Source organism: Caulobacter sp. GW821-FHT12F03 (genome assembly GCF_058806855.1).
Genome location: NZ_JBXAQC010000001.1, coordinates 50,221 through 73,017 on the forward strand (window position 1 = coordinate 50,221; position 22,797 = coordinate 73,017).

The window sequence follows — 22,797 nt, forward strand, 5'->3', positions numbered from 1 at the left end:
CACTAGTCTGCGCAACACGGGAGACGCCTGATGGCCCGCCGGCCGAGCAACAACCAGAGGACCGCTTGATCGGGACCGGGCGCCATATCGGCCGCCGGGTCATGGCCCTGCTGGTCGCGGTCAGCCTGGCCGGCTGCGTCACCGACTACCGGGTCGCCGCGGGCACGGGCCGGATGGGCGGCGTCGTCGCGGTCGCCCGGGGCCTGTCCGACGACGCCCTGGCGCGGCTGACGGCCGACATGGACCCGGCCATGCTGGCGCTGGCCCGGCGCCACGACCCGGTGCGGGCCGCCGATCCCTGGGGCCGGGTGGTCGGCTGGACCAGCTATGACCTCAGCCGCATCCCGACCCTCGGCAGCCTCAATCTCGGCGCCACCGACGCGATGCTGATCAACGCGCTCAAGCCGTTCGGCGCGGGGCCGACCCTCCCGGCCCGGCCCTTCGTGCTGAAGGCATCCGCCGACGACCGCGCGCGGGCCGAGGAATGCCTGACCCAGGCGATCTACTACGAGGCCGCCGTCGAGCCCGTCGAGGGCATGCAGGCCGTGGCCCAGACCGTGCTCAACCGCCTGCGCCATCCGGGCTATCCCAAGTCGGTCTGCGGCGTGGTCTACGAGGGCTCGCAGCGGACCACCGGCTGCCAGTTCAGCTTCACCTGCGACGGCTCGCTGACGCGGATACCCAATCCCGTGCTGTGGGAGCGGGCCCGCGGCGTCGCCCAGCGCGCCCTGAACGGTTACGTGATGCCCAAGGTTGGCACCGCGACCCACTATCACGCCGACTATGTCGCGCCCTACTGGGCCCCGACGCTGTACAAGATCACCCAGATCGGCCGGCACATCTTCTACCGCTGGACCGGGCCGTCCGGCCTGCCGCGGGCCTTCAACGGACGCTACGCCGGCGGCGAGGCGAACCTGTCGGCCGACATCCTGCAGGGCTTTGACGAGCGCACCGAGGGCGACAAGCTGCTCGGCGACGCCGCCGTGCCGGGCGAGCCCGCCAAGACCGTTACGCTGGACGTCGCGGGGGAGAGCCGCACCTACACGCTGCAGACGCCCGGCGTCGCCGGCGAGGAGCAGATCCGCGTGGCCGGCGCCCTGCAGCCCGCGCGGCGTCCGCCGACCTCAGAGGAAATCGCGACCATCAACGCCCGGCTCAAGGCGATGGAAGATCCGGACGCGCCGCTCAGCACCGCCCCGCCGCCGGCCCCCGCGCCGACCGACCCCAACGCGGGCGACCTGCCGATCGCGACGCGGCGGGGGCAGTAGCGGCGACGTCATGGCGCGGGTTCGACACGCGCCTTCGGCGCTGCTCACCCTGACGTGCACGGAGCGACGTCATCCTGAGCAGCCGCGCAGCGGCGTGTCGAAGGACGCGGTCTAGTTCAGCTGAACGTCCCGGCGCTGGCCGGACGGATCACCAAGCGCCGATCTTGGCGGCCTCGCCGTGGGAGATCGGATGGTGGGCCGCCGCGTGGTCCTGCTCGGCGAGGAAGCGCACCGCCTCCAGCGCCGCCATGCAGCCCATGCCCGCGGCGGTGACCGCCTGGCGGTAGATGTCGTCGGTCACGTCGCCCGCCGCGTAGACGCCCGGAATCGCCGTCGACGCCGTGCCCGGCTTGACCGACAGATAGCCGCCCGCGTGGGTCTCCAGCTGATCCTTGAACAGTTCGGAGGACGGCGCGTGGCCGATGGCGATGAACACCCCGTCGGCGCTGACCTGGCGGGTCTCGCCGGTCTTGACGTTCTTCAGCCTGGCCCCGGTGACGCCCATGGGATCGGTCTCGCCCTGGATCTCGTCGATGGCGTGGTCCCAGATGACCTCGATCTTCGGATTGGCGAACAGCCGCTCCTGCAGGATCTTCTCGGCGCGGAACTCGTCCTTGCGGTGGACCACCGTCACCTTGCTGGCGAAGCTGGTCAGGAACAGCGCCTCCTCGACGGCCGTGTTGCCGCCGCCGACGACGATGACGTCCTTGTTGCGGTAGAAGAAGCCGTCGCAGGTGGCGCAGGCGCTGACGCCGAATCCCTGGAACTTCGCCTCGCTGTCGAGGCCCAGCCACTTGGCCTGGGCGCCGGTGGCGATGATCACCGTCTCGGCCAGCCAGTCCTGGCCGCTGTCGGTCCTGATCCGGAAGGGGCGCTGCGAGAGGTCGGCCTCCAGCACGATGTCGCTGATGATCTCGGCGCCGACGTGCTCGGCCTGGGCCTGCATCTGGTCCATCAGCCAGGGGCCCTGGATGACGTCGGCGAAGCCGGGATAGTTCTCGACGTCGGTGGTGATCGTCAGCTGGCCGCCGGGCTGGATGCCCTGGATGACCACGGGCTTGAGCAGCGCGCGGGCGGCGTAGATGGCGGCGGTCCAGCCGGCGGGGCCGGAACCGATGATCAGACAGCGGGTGGTGCGGGGGGCGTTGCTCGACATGGGCGCTAATTTAGGGATGATTCCGCCCCGGCGCGATGGGCCACGGCGCGAGGGTGCTGAAATGGCAAACAACAGCGGGATCGGGGTCGGCATCGCCGTGGGCGTGGCCATGGGCGCCGGCCTGGGCGTGGCGCTGCACAACATCGCCCTGGGCATGGGCGCGGGCGTGGCGATCGGCCTGGGGCTCGGCGTGGCGATGTCGGCGAAGGGCGCAAAGGGCAAGGCCGGCGGCAGCGACTCCGGTGGCGGCGCGGAAGGCTGGATCGGCGACGGCGGAGGGCACGGGCGTGGTCATCACGACAGCGGTGGGCACGATCACGGCGGCGGCGATGGAGGCGCCGGCGGTGATAGCGGCGGCGGCGGCGACGGCGGCGGCGGGGACTGATGCCGTCGAACAGGTCTAGGATGCACCCGACTCACGCGTATCGAGCCGTGCCATGACCATGCCGCCCACCCTCGAGATCGCCGGCCGCCGGATCGGTCCCGGCCATCCGCCGTACGTCATCTGCGAGCTGTCGGGGAACCACAACGGCAGCCTCGAGCGGGCGCTGACCATGATCGACGCGGCGGCCGCCACCGGCTGCGACGCGATCAAGATCCAGACCTACACCGCCGACACCATCACCCTCGACGTCGACCGGCCGGAGTTCGTCATCCACGGCGGTCTCTGGGACGGCCAGACCCTGCACGCCCTCTATCAGGAGGCGCAGACGCCCTATGAGTGGCACGCGGCGCTGTTCGCGCGGGCGGCCGAGCGGGGGGTGACGCTGTTCTCCAGCCCGTTCGACGAGACGGCGGTCGACCTGCTCGCCGGGCTGGACGCCCCCGCCTACAAGATCGCCAGCTTCGAGGCCGTCGACCTGCCGCTGATCCGCTACGCCGCCGCGCACGGCAAGCCGCTGATCATCTCCACCGGCATGGCCAACCTGGCCGAGATGGAGGCCGCCCGCGCCGCGGCGCTGGCCGGCGGGGCGGGCGGGGTGATCATGCTCCACTGCGTGTCCAGCTATCCGGCGACCTTCGAGGACGCCAATGTCCGGACCATCCCGGACATGGCCGCGCGGCTGGGCGCGCCCGTCGGGCTGTCGGACCACACGCCGGGCACGGCGACGGCGGTGGCCGCCGTGGCCCTGGGGGCCTGCGTGATCGAGAAGCACTTCACCCTGGCCCGATCCGACGGCGGCCCGGACGCGGCGTTCAGCCTTGAACCGGCGGAATTCACGGCGCTGGTGCGCGACTGCCGCGACGCCTGGGCAGCGCTGGGCCAGGCCCACTACGACGTGCTGGGCTCGGAGAAGGCCAACCGCCAGTTCCGCCGGTCGCTGTACGTGACCGCGCCGGTGAAGGCGGGCGAGGTGCTGACGAAGGCCAACGTCCGCTCGGTGCGGCCGGGCAACGGCCTGCCGCCGGCCGATCTGGACAGGGTGCTGGGCCGCGCGGCCAGCCGCGACCTGGCGTTCGGCGAGCCGCTGGACTGGTCGATGCTGGTTTAGCCTTCCGGCAGCAGCCCCAGCCGCTTGCCGACGATCCGGTCGAGGCCGCGCTTGGACAGCACCCGCTCGGACATGAACACCTGGAACGGCTCCGGCGAGACGGTGTAGCGGACCTTCGGCTTCGCGGTCGTGAGGGCCATGTGGATCACCTGGCCGAGCTTTTCCGGCGCGAGGCCCTTGGCGCCCAGGCCCAGCATGTAGCTCTGCAGGCGCTTCAGGGCGTCGGCGTAGACCGTGTTGGCGTAGGGCGTGATGTCCTGCTCCTCGGCCTTGCTCCAGATCGGCGTGGCCACCGCGCCCGGCGCAACCACGATGACGTCGACGCCGAACGGCAGCAGCTCGCGGCGAAGGGCCTCGGACAGGCCCTCGACGGCGAACTTCGAGGCCGAATAGGGCGCCATGAACGGGTTGCCGGTGCGGCCGGCGACCGAGGAGATGTTGACGATCCGGCCGGGGTGCGGGCGCGCCGGGCTCTCGGCGCCGAGCAGCGGCGCGAAGGCCTGCGTCACGGTGACGATGCCGGTGACATTGACCTCCAGCTGCTTGCGGAACTCCTCGACCGGCAGATGCAGCAGGGGCCCCGCGACGGCGATGCCGGCGTTGTTGACCAGGCCCGCCAGGGTCTTGCCGCCGAGCGCCGCCTCGACCTGGCGCGCGGCCGCGCGTACGGCAGCCTCGTCAGTGACGTCGAACAGCAGGGGGGTGAAGGCGTCGCCGAACTCGGCCTTGAGCCGCTCGCCGTCGGCCGCCTTGCGGACGCTGCCGAAGACATGGAAGCCCTTCTTCACCAGCACCTTCGTGGCGCCCCAGCCGATGCCGGTGGAGACGCCGGTGACGACGACGGATTTCTTCTGGCTGCTCATGATCGCCCCCCGAGTGCGTTCGCTTTGAGGACCATATGGGGCCAAAGACCGGCGTTCGCCAGTGCCGCGCCGAATTGGCTTAAGGTGGGCCGACTCACGCATCCGGCCGCCCATGACCTCGCCCCGTATCCTGTTCGTCTGTGACGCCGGCCCCGGAGTGGGCGGGGGACATGTCATGCGCTGCCTGACCCTGGCCGGGGCGCTGGCGGCGCGCGGCGCGGCCTGCGCCTTCGTGCGCACGCCCGAGGCCGCCGACATCCTCGCCCGCTACGCGCCGGACATGCCGCTGGTCGACGAGGACGCGGCGGCCGATCTGGTGGTGCTGGATTCCTACCGCATGTCCCCGGTGACGGAAGCCAGCTGGCGGGCGCGGGCCGGGCGGCTGGCGGTGATCGACGATCTGGCGCGGCCGCATGACGCCGACCTGGTGCTCGATCCCTCGTTCGGCCGCGAGGCGCGCGACTACAGCGCGCCGGTCGTGCTGGCGGGACCGGCCTATGCCCTGGTGCGTCCGGCGTTCGCGGCGGCCCGGGCCGGGGCGCTGGCGCGGCGGGGCGACCCTGCCCTGCGGTGCCTGGTGTCGCTCGGCCTGACCGACGTCGGCGGGATCACCGGCCGGGTCGCCGCCGCGCTGGCGGACGGTGGCCTGTCGCTGGACGTGGTCGTCGGCGCCGGGGCGCCGAGCCTGCCGGCGCTTGAGGCGCTTGCCGCGGACGGGCGGGTGATCCTGCACATCGACAGCGACGACATGGCCGGGCTGATCACGCGGGCCGACCTCTGTGTCGGGGCGGGCGGATCGAGCGTCTGGGAGCGCGCCTGCCTCGGCCTGCCGACCGTGACCCTGATCCTCGCCGACAACCAGCGCGACATGGCGATGAAGCTGGACACGGCGGGAGTGACGCTGGCGCTGGATGCAAGGTGGCCGGGGCTGGAGGCGCGGCTGTCGGACGCGGTGGCGCGGCTGGCGCGGGACGACGCGCTGCGGGCGGGGCTGTCGGCGGCGTCGGCGGCGCTCTGCGACGGGCTGGGGGCCGAGCGGGCGGCGGAGGCGCTGCTGGACCTCGTCGCATAGATCCTCCCCATGCAATGGGGAGGGGGACCGCCGGAGGCGGTGGAGGGGAGTCAGTGCACCGTCACCCCTCAGTCAGGCTCCGCCTGACAGCTCCCCACAAGGGTGGGGAGCATTGATCTACGAGGGAACCACAAACCCCTTCTCCCGCAGCCGCGCCGCCATCTCCCCGCGCTTCAGCGCCCAGTCTTCCGCCAGCAGGCCCAGGCCCAGCACGTCGACCGCCTCGCCGTCCTTGACGATGTGGCGGCGGAAGCGGGCTTCCTGCACGAAGCCGTGTTTCTCGTGCAGTTTCCAGACCGCCTCGTTGCCGGCCAGCACCTCGCACCACAGCTTGCCCAGGCCCTGCGGGCCGAAAACCTCCTCGATGATCCGGAACTCGACGACGCTGCCGAGCCCCAGGCCGCGCACCGACGGGTCGGCGAGGTAGTAGGCCCAGGCGCAGCGGCCATGGCGCCGGTCGATGTCATAGAGGTTGGCCAGGCCCACCGGCCGGCCGTCGGCCTCGATGATCCAGTAGCGCCGCCGGTCGTCGCCCGGGATGCCGGCGAACCAGCGGGCATGCTCCTCCGGGCTGATCCGGTGGTCGGTGTACATGTAGGGCCGCACCGCGTCGCTGTTGCGCCAGGCCAGCAGACGCTCGCTGTCGTCGGGCGTCAGGTCGCGCAGGGTGACGGTCGGGGCGGTCATATCCGGCGGTCTCCGCCGTAGTCGGCGAGGTCGGGGCGCTGCTTCACGAAGGCCCGCACCGCGTCCGAGGTGAAGGCCCGGTCGCCCTTGTAGAGCGCGTCATAGACGGCGGCCATGAAGGCGTAGTCGTCCGACCGGTCGACGGTCCAGCGCACCTCGCCCTCGTCGACCGGCTGGGAGTGGAAGGCCAGCCGATAGCGGTCGGGATGGTTCCAGATGCCCCAGGTGACGTGCTCGTGCTCCTCGTGCGTGGTCGCGGCGACCGCCGCCCGTCGCAGGGTGTCGGTCGTCATCACCTCGACATCGAGGCCCTTGGGAAAGGTGCGGTGCGGCGGGGTATTGCTGGCGTAGTCGGCCCCTGTCTCGAGCAGAGTCTCGATTGTCTCGTCGATGACGAAGGGATCGGCCAGCGGGCAGTCGGCCGTCAGGCGCACCACGTGATCGGCCGGCCCGTGCTCCTCCAGCGCGCCGAGGAAGCGGGCCAGCACGTCTTCGAGCGAGCCGCGGTGGACGGCGATGCCTTCCTTGCGGACGACCTTCTCGATGGCGTCGTCGCCGGGGCTCAGACTGGTGGCGACGACCAGCTTGTCGATGCGCCGGGCGCGGCTGACCCGCTCGATCTGCCGCACGATCATCGGCGCCCCGGCCAGCGGCATCAGCACCTTGCCCGGAAGGCGGGTGGAGCTCATGCGGGCCTGGAGGATGGCGAGGATCATGCGGGCGCTCTGTGGTGCGATTCGAAGACTACCGTGCGCCCGGCCGTCAGTCGCGCGCGTCCGGCTCGGTGATCGGACGGTAGCGGATGAAGCACAGCGGCATGATCTGGCCGACGCCGGGGAGGCTGGTCAGGGCCAGGAAGTTGCCGGCGCCGTCGTCGTCCCATTTCAGCGCCGTGATCTTCACGCTGCGGCCGCCCACAGCCACCACCGCGGAGGTGTCGACGGGCGCGCCGTGCAGCTCGGTCAGGCGCGTGGTCAGCCGGCCGCAGTCGCCCGGGTTCCGGAGTGTCAGCCGCACCAGATGCAGCTGCTTGCCCTTCCGGTCGAAATAGAACTGGCCGTCGTAGACGAAGCCGTCGTCCGTCACCGGGCCGGCGGCCAGCATCCACCAGTCATTGACCCGCTGGTCTTCCTCGGCGCGGGCGACCTGCACCCGGCCGCCGGAGCCCTGGATCACGGCCTTCGCCGACATGCCCCAGCTGGTCCAACCCCAGGCGGCCGAGGCCGGCAACGGCAGGGCCAGCGCCACAAGGGCGACGAGTGCGGCGACGAAGCGGGCCATGGTTCCTCCGGTGTCGCCGGTTCCGGCGTCTGTCGCGCCGACGATGGCCGGGCGGAGGCCGGGGCACAAGCCCGGCGACGGGCGATCAGCCCGCGGCGGGCGTGCGGGCGTCCAGGCGGGCAAGGATCTCGGCCGCCGCGCGGTCGGTCTCGGTCAGCGGCTGGTAGGTCCAACTGTGGAAGGCCCCGCCGAACGGACGGGCCGCGCCGTGGGTCTCCAGCTCCTCGTGGAACAGGCGGAACTTCAGGCTCTGGCCGTCCATCTTGAGGATGAACACCGGCTTGCCGGTGCTGGCCGCCTCGGTGGCCATGTTGGCCGAGTCCTCGGTGACCAGCACATAGTCGGCCCCGGCGAGGAAGGCGAAGTAGGGGTTGTCGCCCTCGTTGTCCCAGATGAAGCCCGGCAGGTGCTTCAGCCGGGCCGTCAGCAGGGCCCGCGCCTGGGGCGGGGTGCGGCGGGAGAAGGTCATCAGCAGCGAGCCGCCGTCCTGCTCGAGCGGCAGCTGGATCTGCTGGGCGATCTGGGCCGCCCGTTCCGGGGTCAGGTCGAAGGCCTTCGACCGCCCGCCGATCAGCACCGCCGCGCGGGGGTGGGGCAGGGGATCGATGGCGGCGGCGAACCGCTTGTATTCATCGGTCAGCTTCTGCGCCGTCACCCGGTGCGGGGCGCCGATGATCGAGACGATGTTGTCGCCCTTGAGCCGGTCGTGGTTGGGCGGGATGACCAGATCGAACAGGCCGGCCGGCGCGCGCGGATCCTGGATCTGCACGACGAAGGTCTTGCCGCCGGTCCATTTCCGCAGCCGGATCGACAGCGGCAGGGTGGCGCGGCCGGCGGCCACGACCAGGTCCGGCCAGGGGGCGTCGAATTCGCTCTCGGGGCTCAGCCAGCGGCGCGGGAAGAGCATCAGCCACCAGGGCAGGCGGCCGAGGCGGCCCTTCCAGGTGACCCGTTTGACGACCACGGTCGCCTTGCGTCGGCGGGCGATGGCCTCGGCCAGGCCGACGGCCTGGGCCTCGATGCCCGCGCGTCCGTCGGACACGGCCCAGATCACGAGGGGAGGTGAGGGTTGTTTCGCCACGGCGCCCTAATACTCGTCATGGTCGGGCTTGTCCCGACCACCCATGAGCACCGTCAGATCATGAGCGTGCATGGGTCCTCGCAACAAGCGCGAGGATGACGGTCAAAAATTGGCAGGTCCGGGGTCGGGCGCTAGGCCACCCACTCGACCTTGAGGATTTCGTAGGCCTTGACGCCGCCCGGGGTGTTCACCTCGACGACTTCGCCCACTTCCTTGCCGATCATCGCGCGCGACAGCGGCGAGGACAGCGAGATGCGGCCCTGCTTCACGTCGGCCTCGTGTTCGCCGACGATCTGGTAGCGGCCCTCGTCCTCGGTGTCCTCGTCGATCACGGTGACCGTGGCGCCGAACTTCACCTGGGTGCCCGAAAGCTTGGAGACGTCGATGATCTGCGCGCGCGCGATCTTGTCCTCGATCTCGGCGATGCGGCCTTCGATCCAGCCCTGACGTTCCTTGGCCGCGTGGTACTCGGCGTTTTCACTGAGGTCGCCGTGCGCACGCGCTTCGGAGATGGCCGCGATCACGCTCGGCCGCTCCAGCGTCTTCAAACGCTTCAGTTCTTCGTCGAGGGATGTGTACCCCCCGGCGGTCATCGGCACTTTTTCCATTCGGAGATTAGCTCGGGTTCGCCCTGGGGAGGTGTTGATATCCGGCCGCGGGCGCAGACGTCCGGGGGCGTGGAGATTAGTCCGGCGGGTCAGGAAATACAAGTCCGATGCTGCGATGCAGCGGAAGGGCCGGCTCATCGGCGGCAGGATTTCAGGACTTCCGGCGGAGTAGAGCGCGGTATTCGCGGCCGGGCCCGCGGGTCGCGGCCAGGAATTTCCGTGACCTGAGCTTGACGCCCCGGGGCATCGACCGGCGCGATTTCAGATAAGCAAGCGGGCCGGTCCGCCCCGGATTCAGCGCGGCCGGCCCCGCGGCGCCGCGAAGATCAGGACCAGACCGTGTCCCGATCGTCCTCGATCTGCGGGATACGTTCCGGCGCCAGGGGGTCGGCGTCGATGGGGCCGACCAGCAGCTGCATGGCCAGTTGCACCAGCACGGCCATGACCAGCCAGGAGCCGGCGGCGATGGCCAGCGGCCAGGGACCGTCGCCGAAGGTCAGGGCGCCCGCGCCCGTGGTCAGCAACAGGTCGCGGCCGAGGCCCAGGGCGACGAAGCCGGCGAAGAAGCCCAGCTCGCCGCCGGCGCCCCAGTTCCGGATCATCCGCCAGCCGACCAGACCGAGCCCTCCGCCGAACCAGAACATCACCGGCGCATAGGTCACCACCGGCGCGTAGGGGGTGTCGCCGAAGCTCCACCAGTCGAAGTTAAAGGCGACCATGTCGACGCCGAAGCGCAGGGCGGCCGCGGCCAGGCCGCCCATCAGCGCCGCCGCCGTGCGCCAGTAGCCGGCGCGGGTCAGCCACACGCAGCCAAGGAACAGCAGCACCGAGAACAGTGACGCGGCCCAGATGACCATTGAGACCATGACGAATTCCCCTCGGTCGGACGCTAGGGCCGTTCCACCGACTCCGCACCCGGCTTCAACCGCCGGGATGGACGTCGTGGTTAACCGTTCAGGCGAGGGTTGCGGGGGAATTCCTTGCGGTTGGGACAGGTCATCATGTCCCTTGGGACTTGATGCCCTGTCCCTCGTTCGCTGGCGGGGACGGGTTAAGCAGTCCCAAGGGACAGCTTAACCTGTCCCCTTTGAAGCGCCGCCGCTAGAAGGCGGTCATGAGCGAGATCATCATCCGGCCCTGCAGCCCCGACGACGCCGGCCGGCTGTCGGTGGTGGCGGCCGCGACCTTCGTCGAGACCTACGCCGGAATCGTCGAGGGCGCGGACATCGTCTTCCATTGCCGCAACACCCACGCGCCGGAGGCCTATGACCGGCTGCTGGCCGATCCGGCGAAGCGGCTGTTCCTGGCGGTCATGGATCCGGGCGACGCCCCGGTCGGCTTCCTGCTGATGGGTGAGCCTGACCTGCCGGTCGAGACCGGGCCGGGCGACATGGAGCTGACCCGCATCTACGCCCTGCACCGTTTCCACGGCCAGGGGCTGGGGCCCCGGCTGATGCAGACGGCCATCGACACGGCGCGGGCGGTCGGCCGGCGACGCCTCCTGCTGGCGGTCTACAGCCGCAACGACCGGGCCAACGCCTTTTACCGCAAGGCCGGCTTCCGCAAGGTCGGCGAGCGCCTGTTCCACGTCGGCGCCAACGACTACCAGGACTGGGTGCTGGCGCTCGACCTCTAGCGCGTCGGCGGGAACAGGCCCTGGTCGCGCAGGCGGCCGGCGACGAAGCGCGAGCCCTCCGGCGTCATGTGGCCGTAGTCCCACTGCAGCGGCGTGTCCGCATCGACGAGGGTCACGCAGGTTCCCCTGTCGCACAGCAGATCGAACAGCGAGATGTAGGGCACGCCCTTGTCCGCCGCGAGCTTGCGCAGGTCGCGGTCCACGCCTTCCGGCCAGTCCAGCATCCGCTTGCGGGGCAGGTCCGGGTCATGGAAGCGCCAGGACAGGATCAGCACCCGCGTCAGATCGTCCGAGTACTGAGGAATGGGTCCGACGAGGATCACCGGGATGTGGCGCGCCTTAAGCCAGTCCAGCGTCTCGGCCAGGCGCGGCAGGTCCTTCGCCCACCAGCGGCCGGCCAGCAGCACGCCGTCGGGCCGGTTGTGGATCAGCAGGTCGCCGTAGACCAGCTTCGACATGCGGTCGCAGACGTCGCGCTCGACCGGGTCCTTGGTCAGGGTCAGTTCGCAGCCCGAGGACGTCACCTGCATGACGTTGATGTCGGGGTTGGCGGCCTTGAGGCCCGACCACAGGTGGGCCGCGTGGCTGTCGCCGACCAGCAGCCAGTCCGGCTTCTTCGGATCGGCCGCGTCGCAGAGGTCCTTGCGGTAGTCCTTTGCGTCGTAGTGGTAGGAGATGAAGCAGGTCCCGTCGCGATAGCTGCCGCGCGACCGTTCCAGCCGCGACTCGGCCATGGCCAGCGAGCGCTGGTCGAAGCGCTGCGGCAGGCCCTTGCCGAGGATCACCAGGCCGCAGACGGCGCCCAGCAGCATGATCGCGCCGCCGCCGGCCATGAACACCTGCTGTCGCGTCAGGAAGGCGCTGTTGCGGAACGGCCGCTCGACGAAGCGCAGCGACAGGGCCGCCAGGCCGAGCGACAGCGGCACCGCGACGGCCGCCGGCCAGGCGCCCGGCAGCAGGTAGCGCTGGAAGGTCAGCAGCGGCCAGTGCCAGAGGTACAGCGAGTAGGACAGCAGCCCGACCCAGACCATCGGCTTGAGCGCCAGCAGCCGGCTGACTACGCCGCCGTTCGCGCCGATCACCAGCACCGCGCCTAGCACGGGCACGATGGCCGCCGCGCCGGGCCAGCGGGTGTCCCGGGTGAACACCGTGCAGGCCGCGAGGATCAGGGCCAGGCCGGCGATGCCGATCGCGTGCTGGATCGCGCCGGGGCGGACTTTCGGCGTCCACATCGCCAGCAGCACCCCGGCCAGCAGCTCCCACGCCCGGGTGAACGGCAGGTAGAAGGCCGTTTCGGCGTGGGTCCGGGTCAGCCAGACACACAGGACCAGCGAGGCGAGGCCCAGCGCCGCCAGCGCGGTCCGCGTGCGGCCGGCGAACCAGCGGGCGCCCAGCAGCATGAACAGCGGGAAGACGACGTAGAACTGCTCCTCGACGCCGAGCGACCAGGTGTGCAGCAGCGGCCGGATCAGGTCCTCGCCGCCGAAATAGTCGCTGGTCCTCCAGAAGAAGACGTTCGACAGCGACACCAGCGCCGCCGCCATCGAGCGGACGTAGGCGAGGAAGTCGCGCGGCATCAGCAGCCAGGCGGCGAGCACCGTGGTCACCGCCAGCATGGCCATCAGCGAGGGGAAGATGCGCCGGACGCGCCGCTCCCAGAACCAGCCGAGCGAGAAATCGCCCTGGCTCTGGCGCTCGGCGACGACGCCGCCGATCAGGAAGCCGGAGATGACGAAGAACACGTCGACGCCGGCGAAGCCGCCGGACAGCCACGGCACGCCGGCGTGGAATCCGACCACCGCCAGCACCGCGATCGCCCGCAGCCCGTCGACATCCGCCCTGTACTTCATGCGCCCCCGGCCCCGTATCGGGGGCGGGCTTTAGCGCGTGATCAGGCCGCCGTCGATGACCAGCTCGGTTCCCGTCACATAGCGGGACTCGTCTGACGCCAGATAGAGCACGCCCGCCGCGATATCGGCCGGGAAACCCTTCACGCCCATGGGGGCGGCCATGGCCGCGATGTCGTCGACCGAGGCCGCGCGGGCCGGGCCGGCGTTGCCGACGTCGCCGCCGATGGTCGAGGTGATGCCGCCCCAGATCGGCGTGTCGATGATCCCCGGATGCACCGAGTTGACGCGCACGCCGTCCTGCGCGGCCGCGCATTCCAGGGCGACCGCCTTGGTGAACAGCCGCACCGCGCCCTTGGTGGCGCAGTAGCTGGACATGTTGGCCGAGCCCTTCAGGCCGGCGACCGAGGACATGTTGATGATGCTGCCGCCGCCGCTCTCGCGCATCAGCGGCAGGCTGTGCTTCACGCCAAGGAACACGCCCTCGACATTGACCGCCTGCTGCTTGCGCCAGTCGGCGAGGCTGAACTCGGTGACCGGGCCGCCCATGCCGATGCCGGCGTTGTTGACCAGCACGTCGAGCCGGCCGAGGCGCTTGCGGACCTCGGCGACCACGCCGATCCAGGCGTCCTCGTCGGTGACGTCGTGGTGCAGGTAGACGGCCTTGCCGCCGATGCCGGCGACGACCTCCGCGCCCAGCGCGTCCTGCACGTCGGTGACCACGACGGTGGCCCCCTCGCGCGCCAGAAGTTCGGCGCAGCCGCGGCCGATGCCGCTCGCCCCGCCCGTCACCAGCACGACCTTGCTCGCGACCCGACCCGTCATTCCTGCCTCCCACGGCTTTTTTGTTATCGGCGATAAGGTGACGGGCGGACCGGCCGTCGTCCAGCGGGGAAGCGCAATTCAGGGGCAATTCAGGGGACAGCTTCCGCATTTCCCGATCGCTGAACGGCCGCTGGATGAAATGCGTAAGCTGTCCCCTGATTTGAGAGGGTGGCGCGTTTTGGGTCGCCCGCCTTGTGCGGTCCGGGGCCTCTGCTACGGAAGCCTGATCAAGAGGACCACAGGGTCCCGGGGCGGGGGAGACGATCATGTCCATCACAGGAAAGCGCCGGATCGCGGCGCTGACGCTCGGCGTCCTGGCGCTGTCCGCGCCGGGGCTGGCCCAGGCGCGGGACGTCGCGGCGGCCGACCCGGCCGCCACGGCCTGGGTGCTTTCGGCCTCGGCCCTGGTGCTGCTGATGACCCTGCCGGGGCTGGCGCTGTTCTACGGCGGCCTGGTGCGCCAGAAGAACGTGCTGTCGGTGATGATGCAGTGCGTGGCGATCGCCTGCCTCGGCTCGGTGCTGTGGTTCGCCGTCGGCTACAGCCTGGCCTTCTCCGGGACCGGCGCGTTGATCGGCGACCTGTCGAAGGGCTTCCTCGGCGCGTCGCCGCGCACCAGCCTGGTCGGCGCCCTGCCCGAGCCGGTGTTCTTCATCTTCCAGACGACCTTCGCGGTCATCACCCCGGCCCTGATCATCGGCGCCGTGGTCGAGCGGGCGCGGTTCCAGGCGGTGCTGCTGTTCTCCGCCCTGTGGCTGCTGGTCGTCTACGCGCCGGTGACCCACTGGATCTGGGGCGGCGGCTGGCTGGCGAAGCTGGGGGTGATGGACTACGCGGGCGGGCTGGTGGTGCACGCCACCGCCGGGGCCTCGGCCCTGCTGTTCGCCCGTCTGGTCGGGTCACGCGAAGGCTTTCCGAAGCACGCCATCCCCCCGCACAACCCGGGGATGACGATGACCGGCGCGGGCCTGCTGTGGGTCGGCTGGTACGGCTTCAACGGCGGCAGCGCCCTGGCCGCCAATGCCGACGCCGGCATGGCCATCGCCGCGACCCACCTGTCGGCCTGCATGGCCGGCCTCGTCTGGGGCGCGCTGGAATGGATCCGCTTCGGCCGGCCCAGCATGATCGGCGCGGTGACCGGCGTGGTCGCGGGTCTGGCCACGGTCACCCCGGCGTCCGGCTTCGTCAGTCCGGCCAGCGCCCTGGTGCTCGGCGCGGCGGGCAGCGTGGTCTGCTTCTTCTGCGTCGGCCTGGTGAAGGAGCGGCTGCTGATCGACGACTCGCTGGACGTGTTCGCCGTCCACGGTGTGGGCGGCATTCTCGGCGTGCTGCTGGTGGCGGTGCTGGCCAGCCCGGCGCTCGGCGGCGCGGGCTATCCTGTGGCCCACGGCATGGCGGCGCAGATCGGCCTGCAGCTGCTGGGCATCGTGGTGGTCGTCGCCTGGTCGGCGGCGGCGTCCTGGGGACTGCTGGCCCTGACGAAGAAGCTTGTCGGCCTGCGCGCCAGCGACTTCGACATCGAGGACGGCCTCGATCTCGCCGAGCACGGCGAGCGTGCGACCCAGGGCTGAGCGGCCTCAGGCGTAGGCGTAGGGGCCGCCCTTCTCGAGCGCAGCCTTGTAGGCCGGGCGGGCGTGGATCTTCTCGAGGAAGGCCTTCAGGCGCGGCCGCCCGATGAGGGCGCCGCCCCGGTCGGCCGCCGCCTCGATGGGGAAGCTCATCATGATGTCGGCCGCGCTGAAGGCGTTGCCGGCGAACCATTCCGACTTGCCCAGCTCGGCTTCCCAGTAGTCGAAGTGATCCTTCAACTGCGGATCGACGAAGCTCTTCAGCGCCTGGCTGGAAATCCCCTTCACCAGGCCGCGGACGAGGCCCGGCGCGCGTTCGGGCAGGGCGGTGAACACCAGCTTCATCAGCAGCGGCGGCATGGCCGAGCCCTCGGCATAGTGCAGCCAGTAGAGCCAGCGCAGGCGATCTTCGGTGCCGGGCGCCGGCTTCAGCCGGCCGCCGCCGTAGGCGTCGACGATGGTCTCGACGATGGCTCCGGTCTCGGCAAGGGTCGCCGGCCCGTCGGTGATCACCGGCGACTTGCCCAGCGGATGCACGGCCTTCAGCGCCGGCGGCGCGAGCATGGTCTTCGCGTCCCGCTGGTAGTGCTTGATCTCGTACGGCAGCCCCAGTTCCTCCAGCAGCCACAGCACGCGCTGGGAGCGGGAGTTGTTCAGATGATGGACGGTGAGCATGGCCAGGACCCCGATTGAGCGGGAGAGGCTAGTGCGCGGCGGCCGGCTGTCCAGTGCCGGCGGCCGCCGTCAGCACTTGCGGAAGCCGCCCTCGCGCGCCGCGCTGCGCACCATGTCGATCAGCGCGACCATCTCGCGGGACACGGCGACCACCTCCTCGGAGTCGCCGAACGGCTTGGCCTTTGCGAAATAGCCGGCGGCCGACTTGAGATCGCCGCAGGGGTTTTTCGAGCCGAAGCCCCCCGCGAACCCGTCGAAGGCGCGGCAGAAGCTGGCCTGGCCCTCGGCGGCCCAGGTCGGGATCAGCCCGCCGATCTTCATCCGCTCTGCGAACAGGCCCTGGCAGGCGGCCCGCTGGCGGACGAGGATGTTGGCTTCGCCGGGCCGGGCGGTCTGCGCCACGGCCAGGAAGGCCCGGTTGCGGGCGATCCAGATGTCGGCGGCTTCCTGTTTGGTCAGCATGGCGGCCCAGGCGGGCGTGGCGGAAAGGCTGGCGGCGGCCAGGGCGGCGGCGAGGCCGATGCGGCGGAACATGAGAAGCGACTCCGGTGGAAAACCAATGACCCTTCCAACCGCAGGGTCTTCCCGCTTTCAAGACCCCGGAAAAACGCGCCCCCCCTTTTGAGGCAAGGCCCCGGGGGTCATCGCGCAAGCCATCCCGTCAGCCAGCCGACGATCAACGGGACGGCGAAGACCTGCGCCAGGACTATCCCGAACAACAGCGTCCGGAACGGCTCCTTGCGGGTCTTGTGGCGCAGGGTCTGCTGGGCGAGCACCGCGCCGGGGCCGCCGCCGATCAGGGCCAGCAGCAGCAGGGTGCGTTCCGGCACGCGCCGGTCGCCGCGCACGGCCGCCCGCTTGTCCCACCAGAAGGCGGTCCAGGCGATCAGGTTGATCGCGGCCAGGGCGGCGAGGCCCGTCAGGAGCGGGGAGGCGGTCATGACGCCCACCCTCCCCGGGACGGCTGAAGGGCGGGTTACCCGGTCAGTAGCTCTGCAGCGCCCGCACCTCGAGGGCCGCCAGCGGGGCGCTGGTGATGGCCTGGGCGGCGGCGAGGGCGCCGGCGCTGGTGGTGTAGTAGGGGATCTTCATCATCAGGGCGGTGCGGCGCAGCTCGAAGCTGTCGGACAGCGACTGCTTGCCCTCGGTGGTGTTGAACACCAGCTGGACCTCGCCGTTCTTCATCGCGTCGACGATGTGCGGGCGGCCTTCCAGCACCTTGCGCACCGGGGTCGTCTCGATGCCCTGCGAGCGCAGCCACTCGCCTGTGCCGGCCGTGGTCAGCACCTTGAAGCCGGCCGCCTGCAACAGCTTCACCGGCTCTATGATCCAGGGCTTGTCGCTGTCCTTGACCGAGACGAAGGCCGCGCCGCCGGTTGGCAGTTCGACGCCGCCGCCCAGCTGGCTCTTGGCGAAGGCGCGGGCGAAGGCCGGGGCCATGTCGGCTTCGCCGTCACGCTTCCAGTCGAGGCCCATGACCTCGCCGGTCGAGCGCATTTCCGGACCCAGCACCGTGTCCACGCCGGGGAAGCGGGCGAACGGGAAGACCGCCTCCTTCACCGCGATGTGGTCGTAGGGTTTGTCGACCAGGCCGAAGCTGGCGAGGGTCTCGTCGGCCATGATCTTCGCCGCGATGGCGGCGACCGGGGCGCCGATGGTCTTGGCCACGAACGGCACGGTGCGGCTGGCGCGCGGATTGACCTCCAGCACGAAGATGCGCGGCGTGGCCGAGTGCGGCTCCTCGATGGCGAACTGCACGTTCATCAGACCGCGGACGTTCAGCGCCAGGGCCATCTCGACCGTCTGGCGCTTGAGCTCGGCGACGATGTCCTCGCGCAGCGAGAAGGGCGGCATCGAACAGGCGCTGTCGCCCGAGTGCACGCCGGCCTCCTCGATGTGCTCCAGCACGCCGGCGACGAACACGTCCGTGCCGTCGCACAGGGCGTCGATGTCCACTTCGGTGGCGCGGCTCAGATACTGGTCGATCAGGATCGGGGCGTCGCCGCTGACCTCCACCGCGGTGCGCACGTAGCGCTCCAGCTGGGCGTCGTCGCGGATGATCTCCATGCCCCGGCCGCCCAGCACGTAGGAGGGGCGGATGACGATCGGATAGCCGACCGCATGGGCGGCGGTGAAGCATTCCTCGGCGCTGCGGGCCAGGGCGTTGACCGGCTGGGCGATGTTCAGCTGGTGCAGCAGCTGCTGGAAGCGCTCGCGGTCCTCGGCGAGGTCGATGGCGTCGGGGCTGGTGCCGAGGATCGGCACCCCGGCCTGTTCCAGCGGATGCGCCAGCTTCAGCGGCGTCTGGCCGCCGAACTGCACGATCACGCCGGCCAGCGTGCCCTTGCTCTGCTCGACATGGATCAGCTCCAGCACGTCCTCGGCCGTAAGCGGCTCGAAGTACAGTCGGTCGGAGGTGTCGTAGTCGGTCGAGACGGTCTCGGGGTTGCAGTTGACCATGATCGACTCGATGCCGATGGCGTCGAGCGCGAAGGCCGCGTGGCAGCAGCAGTAGTCGAACTCGATGCCCTGGCCGATGCGGTTGGGACCGCCGCCGAGGATGATCGCCTTCTTGCGGTCGCTGGGCTCGGACTCGCAGTCGGGGATCTGGCCCAGGGCGCCGGTCTCGTAGGTCGAATACATGTAGGGCGTGGTCGCGGCGAACTCGCCGGCGCAGGTGTCGATGCGCTTGAACACCGGGCGGATGTTCATCGCGTGACGGCGGGCGCGGACCTCCATCTCGGTCAGCGCCGTCAGCTTGGCCAGCCGGGCGTCCGAGAAGCCCATGGCCTTCAGCTTGCGCAGGCCGTCGGCGGCCGGCAGGCCCGAGGCGCGGACGACGCCTTCCTGGCGGACGATCTCGGCGATCTGGCGCAGGAACCAGGGCTCGTAGGAACAGGCGCCGTGGATCTCCTCGACCGTCAGGCCGTGGCGGAAGGCCTGGGCGATGACCAGCAGGCGGTCGGGCGTCGGCGTGCCCAGGGCGCGCAGCACGGCCGCGTGGGCGGTGTCGGGATCGGCCGTGCCGGGGATGTCGATCTCGTCGAGGCCGGACAGCCCGGTCTCGAGGCCGCGAAGGGCCTTCTGCAGGCTCTCGGCGAAGGTCCGGCCGATGGCCATGACCTCGCCGACCGACTTCATTGAGGTGGTCAGATAGGGCTCGGCGCCGGGGTACTTCTCGAAGGCGAAGCGCGGGATCTTGGTGACGACGTAGTCGATGCTCGGCTCGAACGAGGCCGGCATGGCGCCGCCGGTGATGTCGTTGGCCAGTTCATCGAGGGTGTAGCCGACGGCCAGGCGGGCGGCGACCTTGGCGATCGGGAAGCCGGTGGCCTTCGAGGCCAGGGCGGAGGAGCGCGACACGCGCGGGTTCATCTCGATGACGACCATGCGGCCGTCCTTCGGATTGATCGCCCACTGCACGTTGCTGCCGCCGGTCTCGACGCCGATCTCGCGCAGCACGGCGATCGAGCCGGTGCGCATGCGCTGGTATTCCTTGTCGGTCAGCGTCAGGGCCGGGGCGACGGTGATCGAGTCGCCGGTGTGCACGCCCATCGGGTCGATGTTCTCGATCGAGCAGACGATGATGCAGTTGTCCGCCGTGTCGCGGACCACCTCCATCTCGTACTCCTTCCAGCCGAGCACACTCTCCTCGATGAGCACCTCGGTGGTCGGCGACAGGTCCAGCCCGCGCAGCACGATCTCCTCGAATTCCTCGAGGTTGTAGGCGATGCCGCCGCCGGTGCCGGCGAGGGTGAAGCTGGGCCGGATGATCGCCGGCAGGCCGACGTAGGCCAGGCCCTCGCGGGCCTCTTCCATGTTGTGCGCGGCCTTGGATTTGGGGCTCTCGAGACCCAGCTTGTCCATCGCGTCGCGGAATTTCTGGCGGTCCTCGGCCTTGTCGATGACGTCAGCCTTGGCCCCGATCATCTCAACGCCGTACTTCGCCAGGGTGCCGTCGGCCTCCAGCGCCAGCGCCGTGTTCAGCGCCGTCTGGCCGCCCATGGTCGGCAGCAGGGCGTCGGGCCGCTCCTTGGCGATGATCTTGGCGACGATCGCCGGCGTGATCGGCTCGATGTAGGTCGCGTCCGCCACGTCCGGATCGGTCATGATCGTGGCCGGGTTCGAATTGACCAGGATGATGCGGTAGCCCTCGGCCCGCAGCGCCTTGCAGGCCTGGACGCCGGAATAGTCGAACTCGCACGCCTGGCCGATGACGATCGGGCCCGCGCCGATGATCAGAATCGAGGAAATGTCGGTCCGCTTCGGCATGCTCGTCTCGCGCACAAGGGCGGTCGCGCAGATCTGCGCGCCCGGCCCCGTTCAAACTGCTGGTTAAGGGGCCGGTTTAGAGACGGAGTCGGACCCGCGCAACCCTTGATCAAACGTCGTGGCCGGGAAGGGGCGCGGGCCGGCGCCCCTCGCCGCAGAGCTGGGCGTCGCGTTCGTTTCTCTTGACTCAATGTTAAATAAACATAACATCGCGTCGAACTTTTCGAACCTGAAGGGGGCGGTCATGCCGTATCGTGAGAAATCCAACCTGCTGGCGCTGGCGGCGATGCTGGTCGCCTATGTCCCCTATTTCGCCATCGTGGCGGCGACGCCGGTCGAGACGGCGCCGATGCCCAACCTGCCGCTGCTGGGCCTGTTCGCGGCGGTCTCGATCCTGCGCGTGGCCGTGCTGGGGGGCGGGTATCTGTGGTTCCGCGTGCGGACGCCGGAGGATGTCCGCGAGAAGGCCGACGAGCGCGACCGCGACATCGAGCGCCGGTCGATGGCGGTGGCCTACTACGTGCTGATCTTCGGCATGATCCTGGTGGCGTGCATCATGCCCTTCACCCATGCCGGATGGTCGATCGTCAACGCCGGCCTGTTCGCCATCGTGCTGGCCGAAGTCATCCGCTGCATCGTGGCGGCCGTGAGCTATCGCCGGAGCGCGGCATGAGCGGCGGAACGATCACCAACCAGATCCGCACGCTGCGCTTCATGGCCGGCGAGATGTCCCAGGCCGAGCTCGGTCAGAAGATCGGCGTCACCCGCCAGACCATCGCCGCCATCGAAGCCGGGAAGTACTCGCCGTCGCTGGAGGCCGCCTTCCGCATCGCCGAGGTGTTCGGCAAGCCGCTGAGCGAGGTGTTCCAGTGGGTGAAGACCTGAATGATCCTCCCCGCAGGCGGGGAGGATTGGCGGGCCGATTGACCATCTCTCCACCCGGGCGCTACGACTCGCGCCAGACAAGAAAACAACGGGAGGTTTGCATGCGTGTTCTTCTGGGCGCCGTCGCGGCGCTGGCCCTGTCCGCCACCGCCGCCTTCGCCGGCGAGGAGGTCATGGCCTCGCGGTTCGGCAACACCACCATCACCAGCGACGCCAGCGGCGCCTCGACCAAGATCTACTATGAGGCCGACCACAGCTTCACCGGCGTGCAGGGCGACCAGCAGCTGGCCGGGACCTGGGCGGTCAAGGGCAGCCAGGTCTGCCTGACCTTCACCAGCGCCGCCCCTCCCGGATACCCCAACCCGATCTGCACGCCGGTCGCCGCGCACAATGTCGGCGACAGCTGGTCCAGCGGCCCGTTCACGGTGCAGCTGGTCGAGGGGCATCAGTAGGGCTGGGCCGCGTCCGTCGCCGGATCACGCCAGGCCTGCCCGGCGACGGTCCGGTCGCGGCCCATCTCGAACAGCCGGCGCATGTTCGCGGCCTTGAAGTCGAGGCCGCGCAGGCGGGCTTCGTCGTGGATTTTGCAGACGCGCATCGAGAGGCCGTTGCGCGCGGCGAAGGCGGCGGTGGCCTCAAGCTGCAGCAACGTCGAGGCCTTGATCATCGTGTCGTAGGATCGTTCGAGGATAGCGATCAGGTTGCCGGGCGTGAGGGCGACAACCGGATCGACCGGCCGGTTGACCAGGACATAGATGGCCCCGCGGTGGAGCCCGCTGTCGCCGCCCATGCCGAGCAGGACCGGCTCGGGGAGGGTGAAGAACGGAACCATCACGCCGCCGTCCGCATGCATCTCCGAGTCGCTCTCCGCGCCGCCGCCCTGTCCGATCAGCACGGGCGAGAACACGCCGGGGATGCTGGCCGAGGCGATCAGCACGTCGCGGAACAGGTCGACGGCGTCGGCGTCGCCCCGGCTCGCGATGGCGCCCATGTCCCAGATGGCCATCGCCTGGGTGTCGAGGTTGGTCGTCGCCACCAGCAGGCGCCGCCCCCGGGCGTGCTCGGCCGCGATGGCGTCGAGCATGCCGAAGTCGACGTACCGCTCGACCAGCCGGCGCAGGGCGACGTCGTTGAAGAAGGCGGAGCCGCCGAAGGCGCTGAGGCTGCGCAGGCTGATCAGCCGTTCAACCGCGCCGCCGGTGAAGGCCCGCTCCATGCGCCCGTCCCAGTCCGGTCCGAGAAAGGCGAACGCGGCGGTGAGGGCGCCGATGCTGACGCCCGTGACGATGTCGAAGCACGGCCGGCGTCCCGTCCGGCTCCAGCCGGTGAGCACGCCGGCTCCGTAGGCGCCGGTGGCCCCGCCGCCCGACAGGGCGAGCATTGAAAAGTCGCCGCCTTCGGCCCTCAGGCGCGCGAGCACCGCGTCGATGTCGGTGACCGGGATCGAGGGATCGGAAAAGTCGAAGCGAACGCCGGACAGCCTGTGGGCCGTCGGCCGAGGCGAAACCGTCGGCGGTCCCGCCGCGCCGCGCCAGAGCCGGCTCGTCGCGAGCCGGAGACGGGTCATCAAGGCGGCTATC

24 protein-coding genes are annotated in these 22,797 nt (G+C 70.3%); 9 read left to right on the plus strand and 15 right to left on the minus strand.

Annotation, left to right across the window (positions count from 1 at the left end; translation table 11 throughout):
- Positions 1 to 65: 65 nt before the first annotated feature.
- Positions 66 to 1,268 (plus strand): cell wall hydrolase, encoded by a 1,203-nt coding sequence (locus tag AC1RN0_RS00210; RefSeq protein ID WP_492785406.1) that lies wholly within the window; start codon positions 66 to 68, stop codon positions 1,266 to 1,268.
- A gap of 148 nt (positions 1,269 to 1,416) precedes the next feature.
- On the opposite strand, the gene trxB is transcribed toward AC1RN0_RS00210, so the two are convergent.
- Positions 1,417 to 2,424 (minus strand): thioredoxin-disulfide reductase, encoded by a 1,008-nt coding sequence (gene trxB / locus AC1RN0_RS00215; protein WP_492785407.1) that lies wholly within the window; start codon positions 2,422 to 2,424, stop codon positions 1,417 to 1,419.
- A gap of 61 nt (positions 2,425 to 2,485) precedes the next feature.
- On the opposite strand from trxB, the gene AC1RN0_RS00220 reads away from it, so the two are divergent.
- Together AC1RN0_RS00220 and pseI are read left to right on the plus strand one after the other, a co-directional pair.
- Positions 2,486 to 2,809, plus strand: coding sequence for a glycine zipper domain-containing protein (locus tag AC1RN0_RS00220; protein WP_492785408.1), 324 nt, complete (start codon positions 2,486 to 2,488; stop codon positions 2,807 to 2,809).
- 52 nt (positions 2,810 to 2,861) lie between these two features.
- Positions 2,862 to 3,917: a pseudaminic acid synthase gene (pseI, locus tag AC1RN0_RS00225; protein ID WP_492785409.1), complete on the plus strand. Its 1,056-nt coding sequence runs from the start codon at positions 2,862 to 2,864 to the stop codon at positions 3,915 to 3,917.
- Here pseI and AC1RN0_RS00230 read toward each other — a convergent pair.
- On the minus strand, positions 3,914 to 4,780 hold the full coding sequence (locus AC1RN0_RS00230) for an SDR family NAD(P)-dependent oxidoreductase (protein ID WP_492785410.1): 867 nt from the start codon (positions 4,778 to 4,780) through the stop codon (positions 3,914 to 3,916). The genes pseI and AC1RN0_RS00230 overlap by 4 nt on opposite strands.
- A gap of 112 nt (positions 4,781 to 4,892) precedes the next feature.
- Between AC1RN0_RS00230 and pseG the strand changes: the two genes are divergently transcribed.
- Positions 4,893 to 5,852, plus strand: coding sequence for a UDP-2,4-diacetamido-2,4,6-trideoxy-beta-L-altropyranose hydrolase (gene pseG, locus AC1RN0_RS00235; protein ID WP_492785411.1), 960 nt, complete (start codon positions 4,893 to 4,895; stop codon positions 5,850 to 5,852).
- Between the two features lie 117 nt (positions 5,853 to 5,969).
- Here pseG and pseH read toward each other — a convergent pair whose 3' ends face one another.
- The 6 genes from pseH to AC1RN0_RS00265 all read right to left on the minus strand — a co-directional run bounded on the left by pseH (position 5,970) and on the right by AC1RN0_RS00265 (position 10,375).
- Positions 5,970 to 6,539 carry a UDP-4-amino-4,6-dideoxy-N-acetyl-beta-L-altrosamine N-acetyltransferase gene (gene pseH, locus AC1RN0_RS00240; RefSeq protein WP_492785412.1) on the minus strand — a complete coding sequence of 190 codons (570 nt, stop codon included), beginning with the start codon at positions 6,537 to 6,539 and terminating at the stop codon, positions 5,970 to 5,972.
- Positions 6,536 to 7,255: a cytidylyltransferase domain-containing protein gene (locus tag AC1RN0_RS00245; protein WP_492785413.1), complete on the minus strand. Its 720-nt coding sequence runs from the start codon at positions 7,253 to 7,255 to the stop codon at positions 6,536 to 6,538. The genes pseH and AC1RN0_RS00245 overlap by 4 nt, the downstream gene beginning before the upstream one ends.
- A 46-nt stretch (positions 7,256 to 7,301) precedes the next feature.
- Positions 7,302 to 7,820, minus strand: coding sequence for a hypothetical protein (locus AC1RN0_RS00250; RefSeq protein WP_492785414.1), 519 nt, complete (start codon positions 7,818 to 7,820; stop codon positions 7,302 to 7,304).
- Between the two features lie 85 nt (positions 7,821 to 7,905).
- A complete protein-coding gene (locus AC1RN0_RS00255) occupies positions 7,906 to 8,862 on the minus strand; it encodes a mitochondrial fission ELM1 family protein (RefSeq protein ID WP_492785415.1) in 957 nt (318 codons plus the stop codon).
- Between the two features lie 170 nt (positions 8,863 to 9,032).
- Positions 9,033 to 9,509, minus strand: a complete 477-nt coding sequence (gene greA, locus AC1RN0_RS00260) for a transcription elongation factor GreA (RefSeq protein ID WP_492785416.1) — start codon at positions 9,507 to 9,509, stop codon at positions 9,033 to 9,035.
- A 326-nt stretch (positions 9,510 to 9,835) separates the two neighbouring features.
- The gene (locus tag AC1RN0_RS00265) at positions 9,836 to 10,375 is read right to left on the minus strand and encodes a hypothetical protein (protein ID WP_492785417.1); all 540 of its coding nucleotides are present in this window, start codon (positions 10,373 to 10,375) and stop codon (positions 9,836 to 9,838) included.
- A gap of 248 nt (positions 10,376 to 10,623) precedes the next feature.
- On the opposite strand from AC1RN0_RS00265, the gene AC1RN0_RS00270 reads away from it, so the two are divergent.
- Positions 10,624 to 11,145, plus strand: a complete 522-nt coding sequence (locus AC1RN0_RS00270; RefSeq protein ID WP_492785418.1) for a GNAT family N-acetyltransferase — start codon at positions 10,624 to 10,626, stop codon at positions 11,143 to 11,145.
- Here AC1RN0_RS00270 and AC1RN0_RS00275 read toward each other — a convergent pair.
- On the minus strand, positions 11,142 to 12,995 hold the full coding sequence (locus AC1RN0_RS00275) for an acyltransferase family protein (protein ID WP_492785419.1): 1,854 nt from the start codon (positions 12,993 to 12,995) through the stop codon (positions 11,142 to 11,144). The genes AC1RN0_RS00270 and AC1RN0_RS00275 overlap by 4 nt on opposite strands.
- A gap of 30 nt (positions 12,996 to 13,025) precedes the next feature.
- Complete coding sequence (locus tag AC1RN0_RS00280) at positions 13,026 to 13,817, minus strand: glucose 1-dehydrogenase (RefSeq protein ID WP_492785420.1); 792 nt, start codon at positions 13,815 to 13,817, stop codon at positions 13,026 to 13,028.
- A 266-nt stretch (positions 13,818 to 14,083) separates the two neighbouring features.
- Between AC1RN0_RS00280 and AC1RN0_RS00285 the strand changes: the two genes are divergently transcribed.
- Positions 14,084 to 15,388, plus strand: coding sequence for an ammonium transporter (locus AC1RN0_RS00285; RefSeq protein ID WP_492785421.1), 1,305 nt, complete (start codon positions 14,084 to 14,086; stop codon positions 15,386 to 15,388).
- Positions 15,389 to 15,394: 6 nt separating this feature from the next.
- On the opposite strand, the gene AC1RN0_RS00290 is transcribed toward AC1RN0_RS00285, so the two are convergent.
- The 4 genes from AC1RN0_RS00290 to carB all read right to left on the minus strand — a co-directional run bounded on the left by AC1RN0_RS00290 (position 15,395) and on the right by carB (position 20,332).
- Entirely contained in the window at positions 15,395 to 16,060 is a 666-nt protein-coding gene (locus AC1RN0_RS00290; RefSeq protein ID WP_492785422.1) for a glutathione S-transferase family protein, read from the minus strand.
- A gap of 69 nt (positions 16,061 to 16,129) precedes the next feature.
- Positions 16,130 to 16,594 carry a hypothetical protein gene (locus tag AC1RN0_RS00295; RefSeq protein ID WP_492785423.1) on the minus strand — a complete coding sequence of 155 codons (465 nt, stop codon included), beginning with the start codon at positions 16,592 to 16,594 and terminating at the stop codon, positions 16,130 to 16,132.
- A gap of 107 nt (positions 16,595 to 16,701) precedes the next feature.
- Positions 16,702 to 17,001, minus strand: coding sequence for a DUF1294 domain-containing protein (locus AC1RN0_RS00300; RefSeq protein ID WP_492785424.1), 300 nt, complete (start codon positions 16,999 to 17,001; stop codon positions 16,702 to 16,704).
- Between the two features lie 43 nt (positions 17,002 to 17,044).
- Positions 17,045 to 20,332: a carbamoyl-phosphate synthase large subunit gene (carB, locus tag AC1RN0_RS00305; RefSeq protein WP_492785425.1), complete on the minus strand. Its 3,288-nt coding sequence runs from the start codon at positions 20,330 to 20,332 to the stop codon at positions 17,045 to 17,047.
- 244 nt (positions 20,333 to 20,576) lie between these two features.
- Between carB and AC1RN0_RS00310 the strand changes: the two genes are divergently transcribed.
- The 3 genes from AC1RN0_RS00310 (at position 20,577) to AC1RN0_RS00320 (ending at position 21,669) form a co-directional block, all read left to right on the plus strand.
- Positions 20,577 to 21,005 carry a hypothetical protein gene (locus tag AC1RN0_RS00310; RefSeq protein WP_492785426.1) on the plus strand — a complete coding sequence of 143 codons (429 nt, stop codon included), beginning with the start codon at positions 20,577 to 20,579 and terminating at the stop codon, positions 21,003 to 21,005.
- On the plus strand, positions 21,002 to 21,217 hold the full coding sequence (locus tag AC1RN0_RS00315; RefSeq protein ID WP_492785427.1) for a helix-turn-helix transcriptional regulator: 216 nt from the start codon (positions 21,002 to 21,004) through the stop codon (positions 21,215 to 21,217). Before AC1RN0_RS00310 ends, AC1RN0_RS00315 begins: the two co-directional genes overlap by 4 nt.
- 101 nt (positions 21,218 to 21,318) lie before the next feature.
- On the plus strand, positions 21,319 to 21,669 hold the full coding sequence (locus AC1RN0_RS00320) for a hypothetical protein (protein WP_492785428.1): 351 nt from the start codon (positions 21,319 to 21,321) through the stop codon (positions 21,667 to 21,669).
- Here AC1RN0_RS00320 and AC1RN0_RS00325 read toward each other — a convergent pair.
- The gene (locus AC1RN0_RS00325; protein WP_492785429.1) at positions 21,663 to 22,784 is read right to left on the minus strand and encodes a patatin-like phospholipase family protein; all 1,122 of its coding nucleotides are present in this window, start codon (positions 22,782 to 22,784) and stop codon (positions 21,663 to 21,665) included. The genes AC1RN0_RS00320 and AC1RN0_RS00325 overlap by 7 nt on opposite strands.
- Positions 22,785 to 22,797: the final 13 nt, after the last annotated feature.

Coding starts and splice junctions, on each gene's coding strand:
- AC1RN0_RS00325 (WP_492785429.1), bottom strand. CDS start 22,784: ATGACCCGTCTCCGGCTCGCGACGAGCCGGCTCTGGCGCGGCGCGGCG.
- AC1RN0_RS00280 (WP_492785420.1), bottom strand. CDS start 13,817: ATGACGGGTCGGGTCGCGAGCAAGGTCGTGCTGGTGACGGGCGGGGCG.
- AC1RN0_RS00250 (WP_492785414.1), bottom strand. CDS start 7,820: ATGGCCCGCTTCGTCGCCGCACTCGTCGCCCTTGTGGCGCTGGCCCTG.
- AC1RN0_RS00270 (WP_492785418.1), top strand. CDS start 10,624: ATGAGCGAGATCATCATCCGGCCCTGCAGCCCCGACGACGCCGGCCGG.
- AC1RN0_RS00275 (WP_492785419.1), bottom strand. CDS start 12,995: ATGAAGTACAGGGCGGATGTCGACGGGCTGCGGGCGATCGCGGTGCTG.
- pseH (WP_492785412.1), bottom strand. CDS start 6,539: ATGACCGCCCCGACCGTCACCCTGCGCGACCTGACGCCCGACGACAGC.
- AC1RN0_RS00230 (WP_492785410.1), bottom strand. CDS start 4,780: ATGAGCAGCCAGAAGAAATCCGTCGTCGTCACCGGCGTCTCCACCGGC.
- AC1RN0_RS00220 (WP_492785408.1), top strand. CDS start 2,486: ATGGCAAACAACAGCGGGATCGGGGTCGGCATCGCCGTGGGCGTGGCC.
- AC1RN0_RS00320 (WP_492785428.1), top strand. CDS start 21,319: ATGCGTGTTCTTCTGGGCGCCGTCGCGGCGCTGGCCCTGTCCGCCACC.
- AC1RN0_RS00265 (WP_492785417.1), bottom strand. CDS start 10,375: ATGGTCTCAATGGTCATCTGGGCCGCGTCACTGTTCTCGGTGCTGCTG.
- AC1RN0_RS00245 (WP_492785413.1), bottom strand. CDS start 7,255: ATGATCCTCGCCATCCTCCAGGCCCGCATGAGCTCCACCCGCCTTCCG.
- AC1RN0_RS00315 (WP_492785427.1), top strand. CDS start 21,002: ATGAGCGGCGGAACGATCACCAACCAGATCCGCACGCTGCGCTTCATG.
- carB (WP_492785425.1), bottom strand. CDS start 20,332: ATGCCGAAGCGGACCGACATTTCCTCGATTCTGATCATCGGCGCGGGC.
- AC1RN0_RS00295 (WP_492785423.1), bottom strand. CDS start 16,594: ATGTTCCGCCGCATCGGCCTCGCCGCCGCCCTGGCCGCCGCCAGCCTT.
- AC1RN0_RS00290 (WP_492785422.1), bottom strand. CDS start 16,060: ATGCTCACCGTCCATCATCTGAACAACTCCCGCTCCCAGCGCGTGCTG.
- trxB (WP_492785407.1), bottom strand. CDS start 2,424: ATGTCGAGCAACGCCCCCCGCACCACCCGCTGTCTGATCATCGGTTCC.
- AC1RN0_RS00300 (WP_492785424.1), bottom strand. CDS start 17,001: ATGACCGCCTCCCCGCTCCTGACGGGCCTCGCCGCCCTGGCCGCGATC.
- AC1RN0_RS00285 (WP_492785421.1), top strand. CDS start 14,084: ATGTCCATCACAGGAAAGCGCCGGATCGCGGCGCTGACGCTCGGCGTC.
- greA (WP_492785416.1), bottom strand. CDS start 9,509: ATGGAAAAAGTGCCGATGACCGCCGGGGGGTACACATCCCTCGACGAA.
- pseG (WP_492785411.1), top strand. CDS start 4,893: ATGACCTCGCCCCGTATCCTGTTCGTCTGTGACGCCGGCCCCGGAGTG.
- AC1RN0_RS00310 (WP_492785426.1), top strand. CDS start 20,577: ATGCCGTATCGTGAGAAATCCAACCTGCTGGCGCTGGCGGCGATGCTG.
- pseI (WP_492785409.1), top strand. CDS start 2,862: ATGACCATGCCGCCCACCCTCGAGATCGCCGGCCGCCGGATCGGTCCC.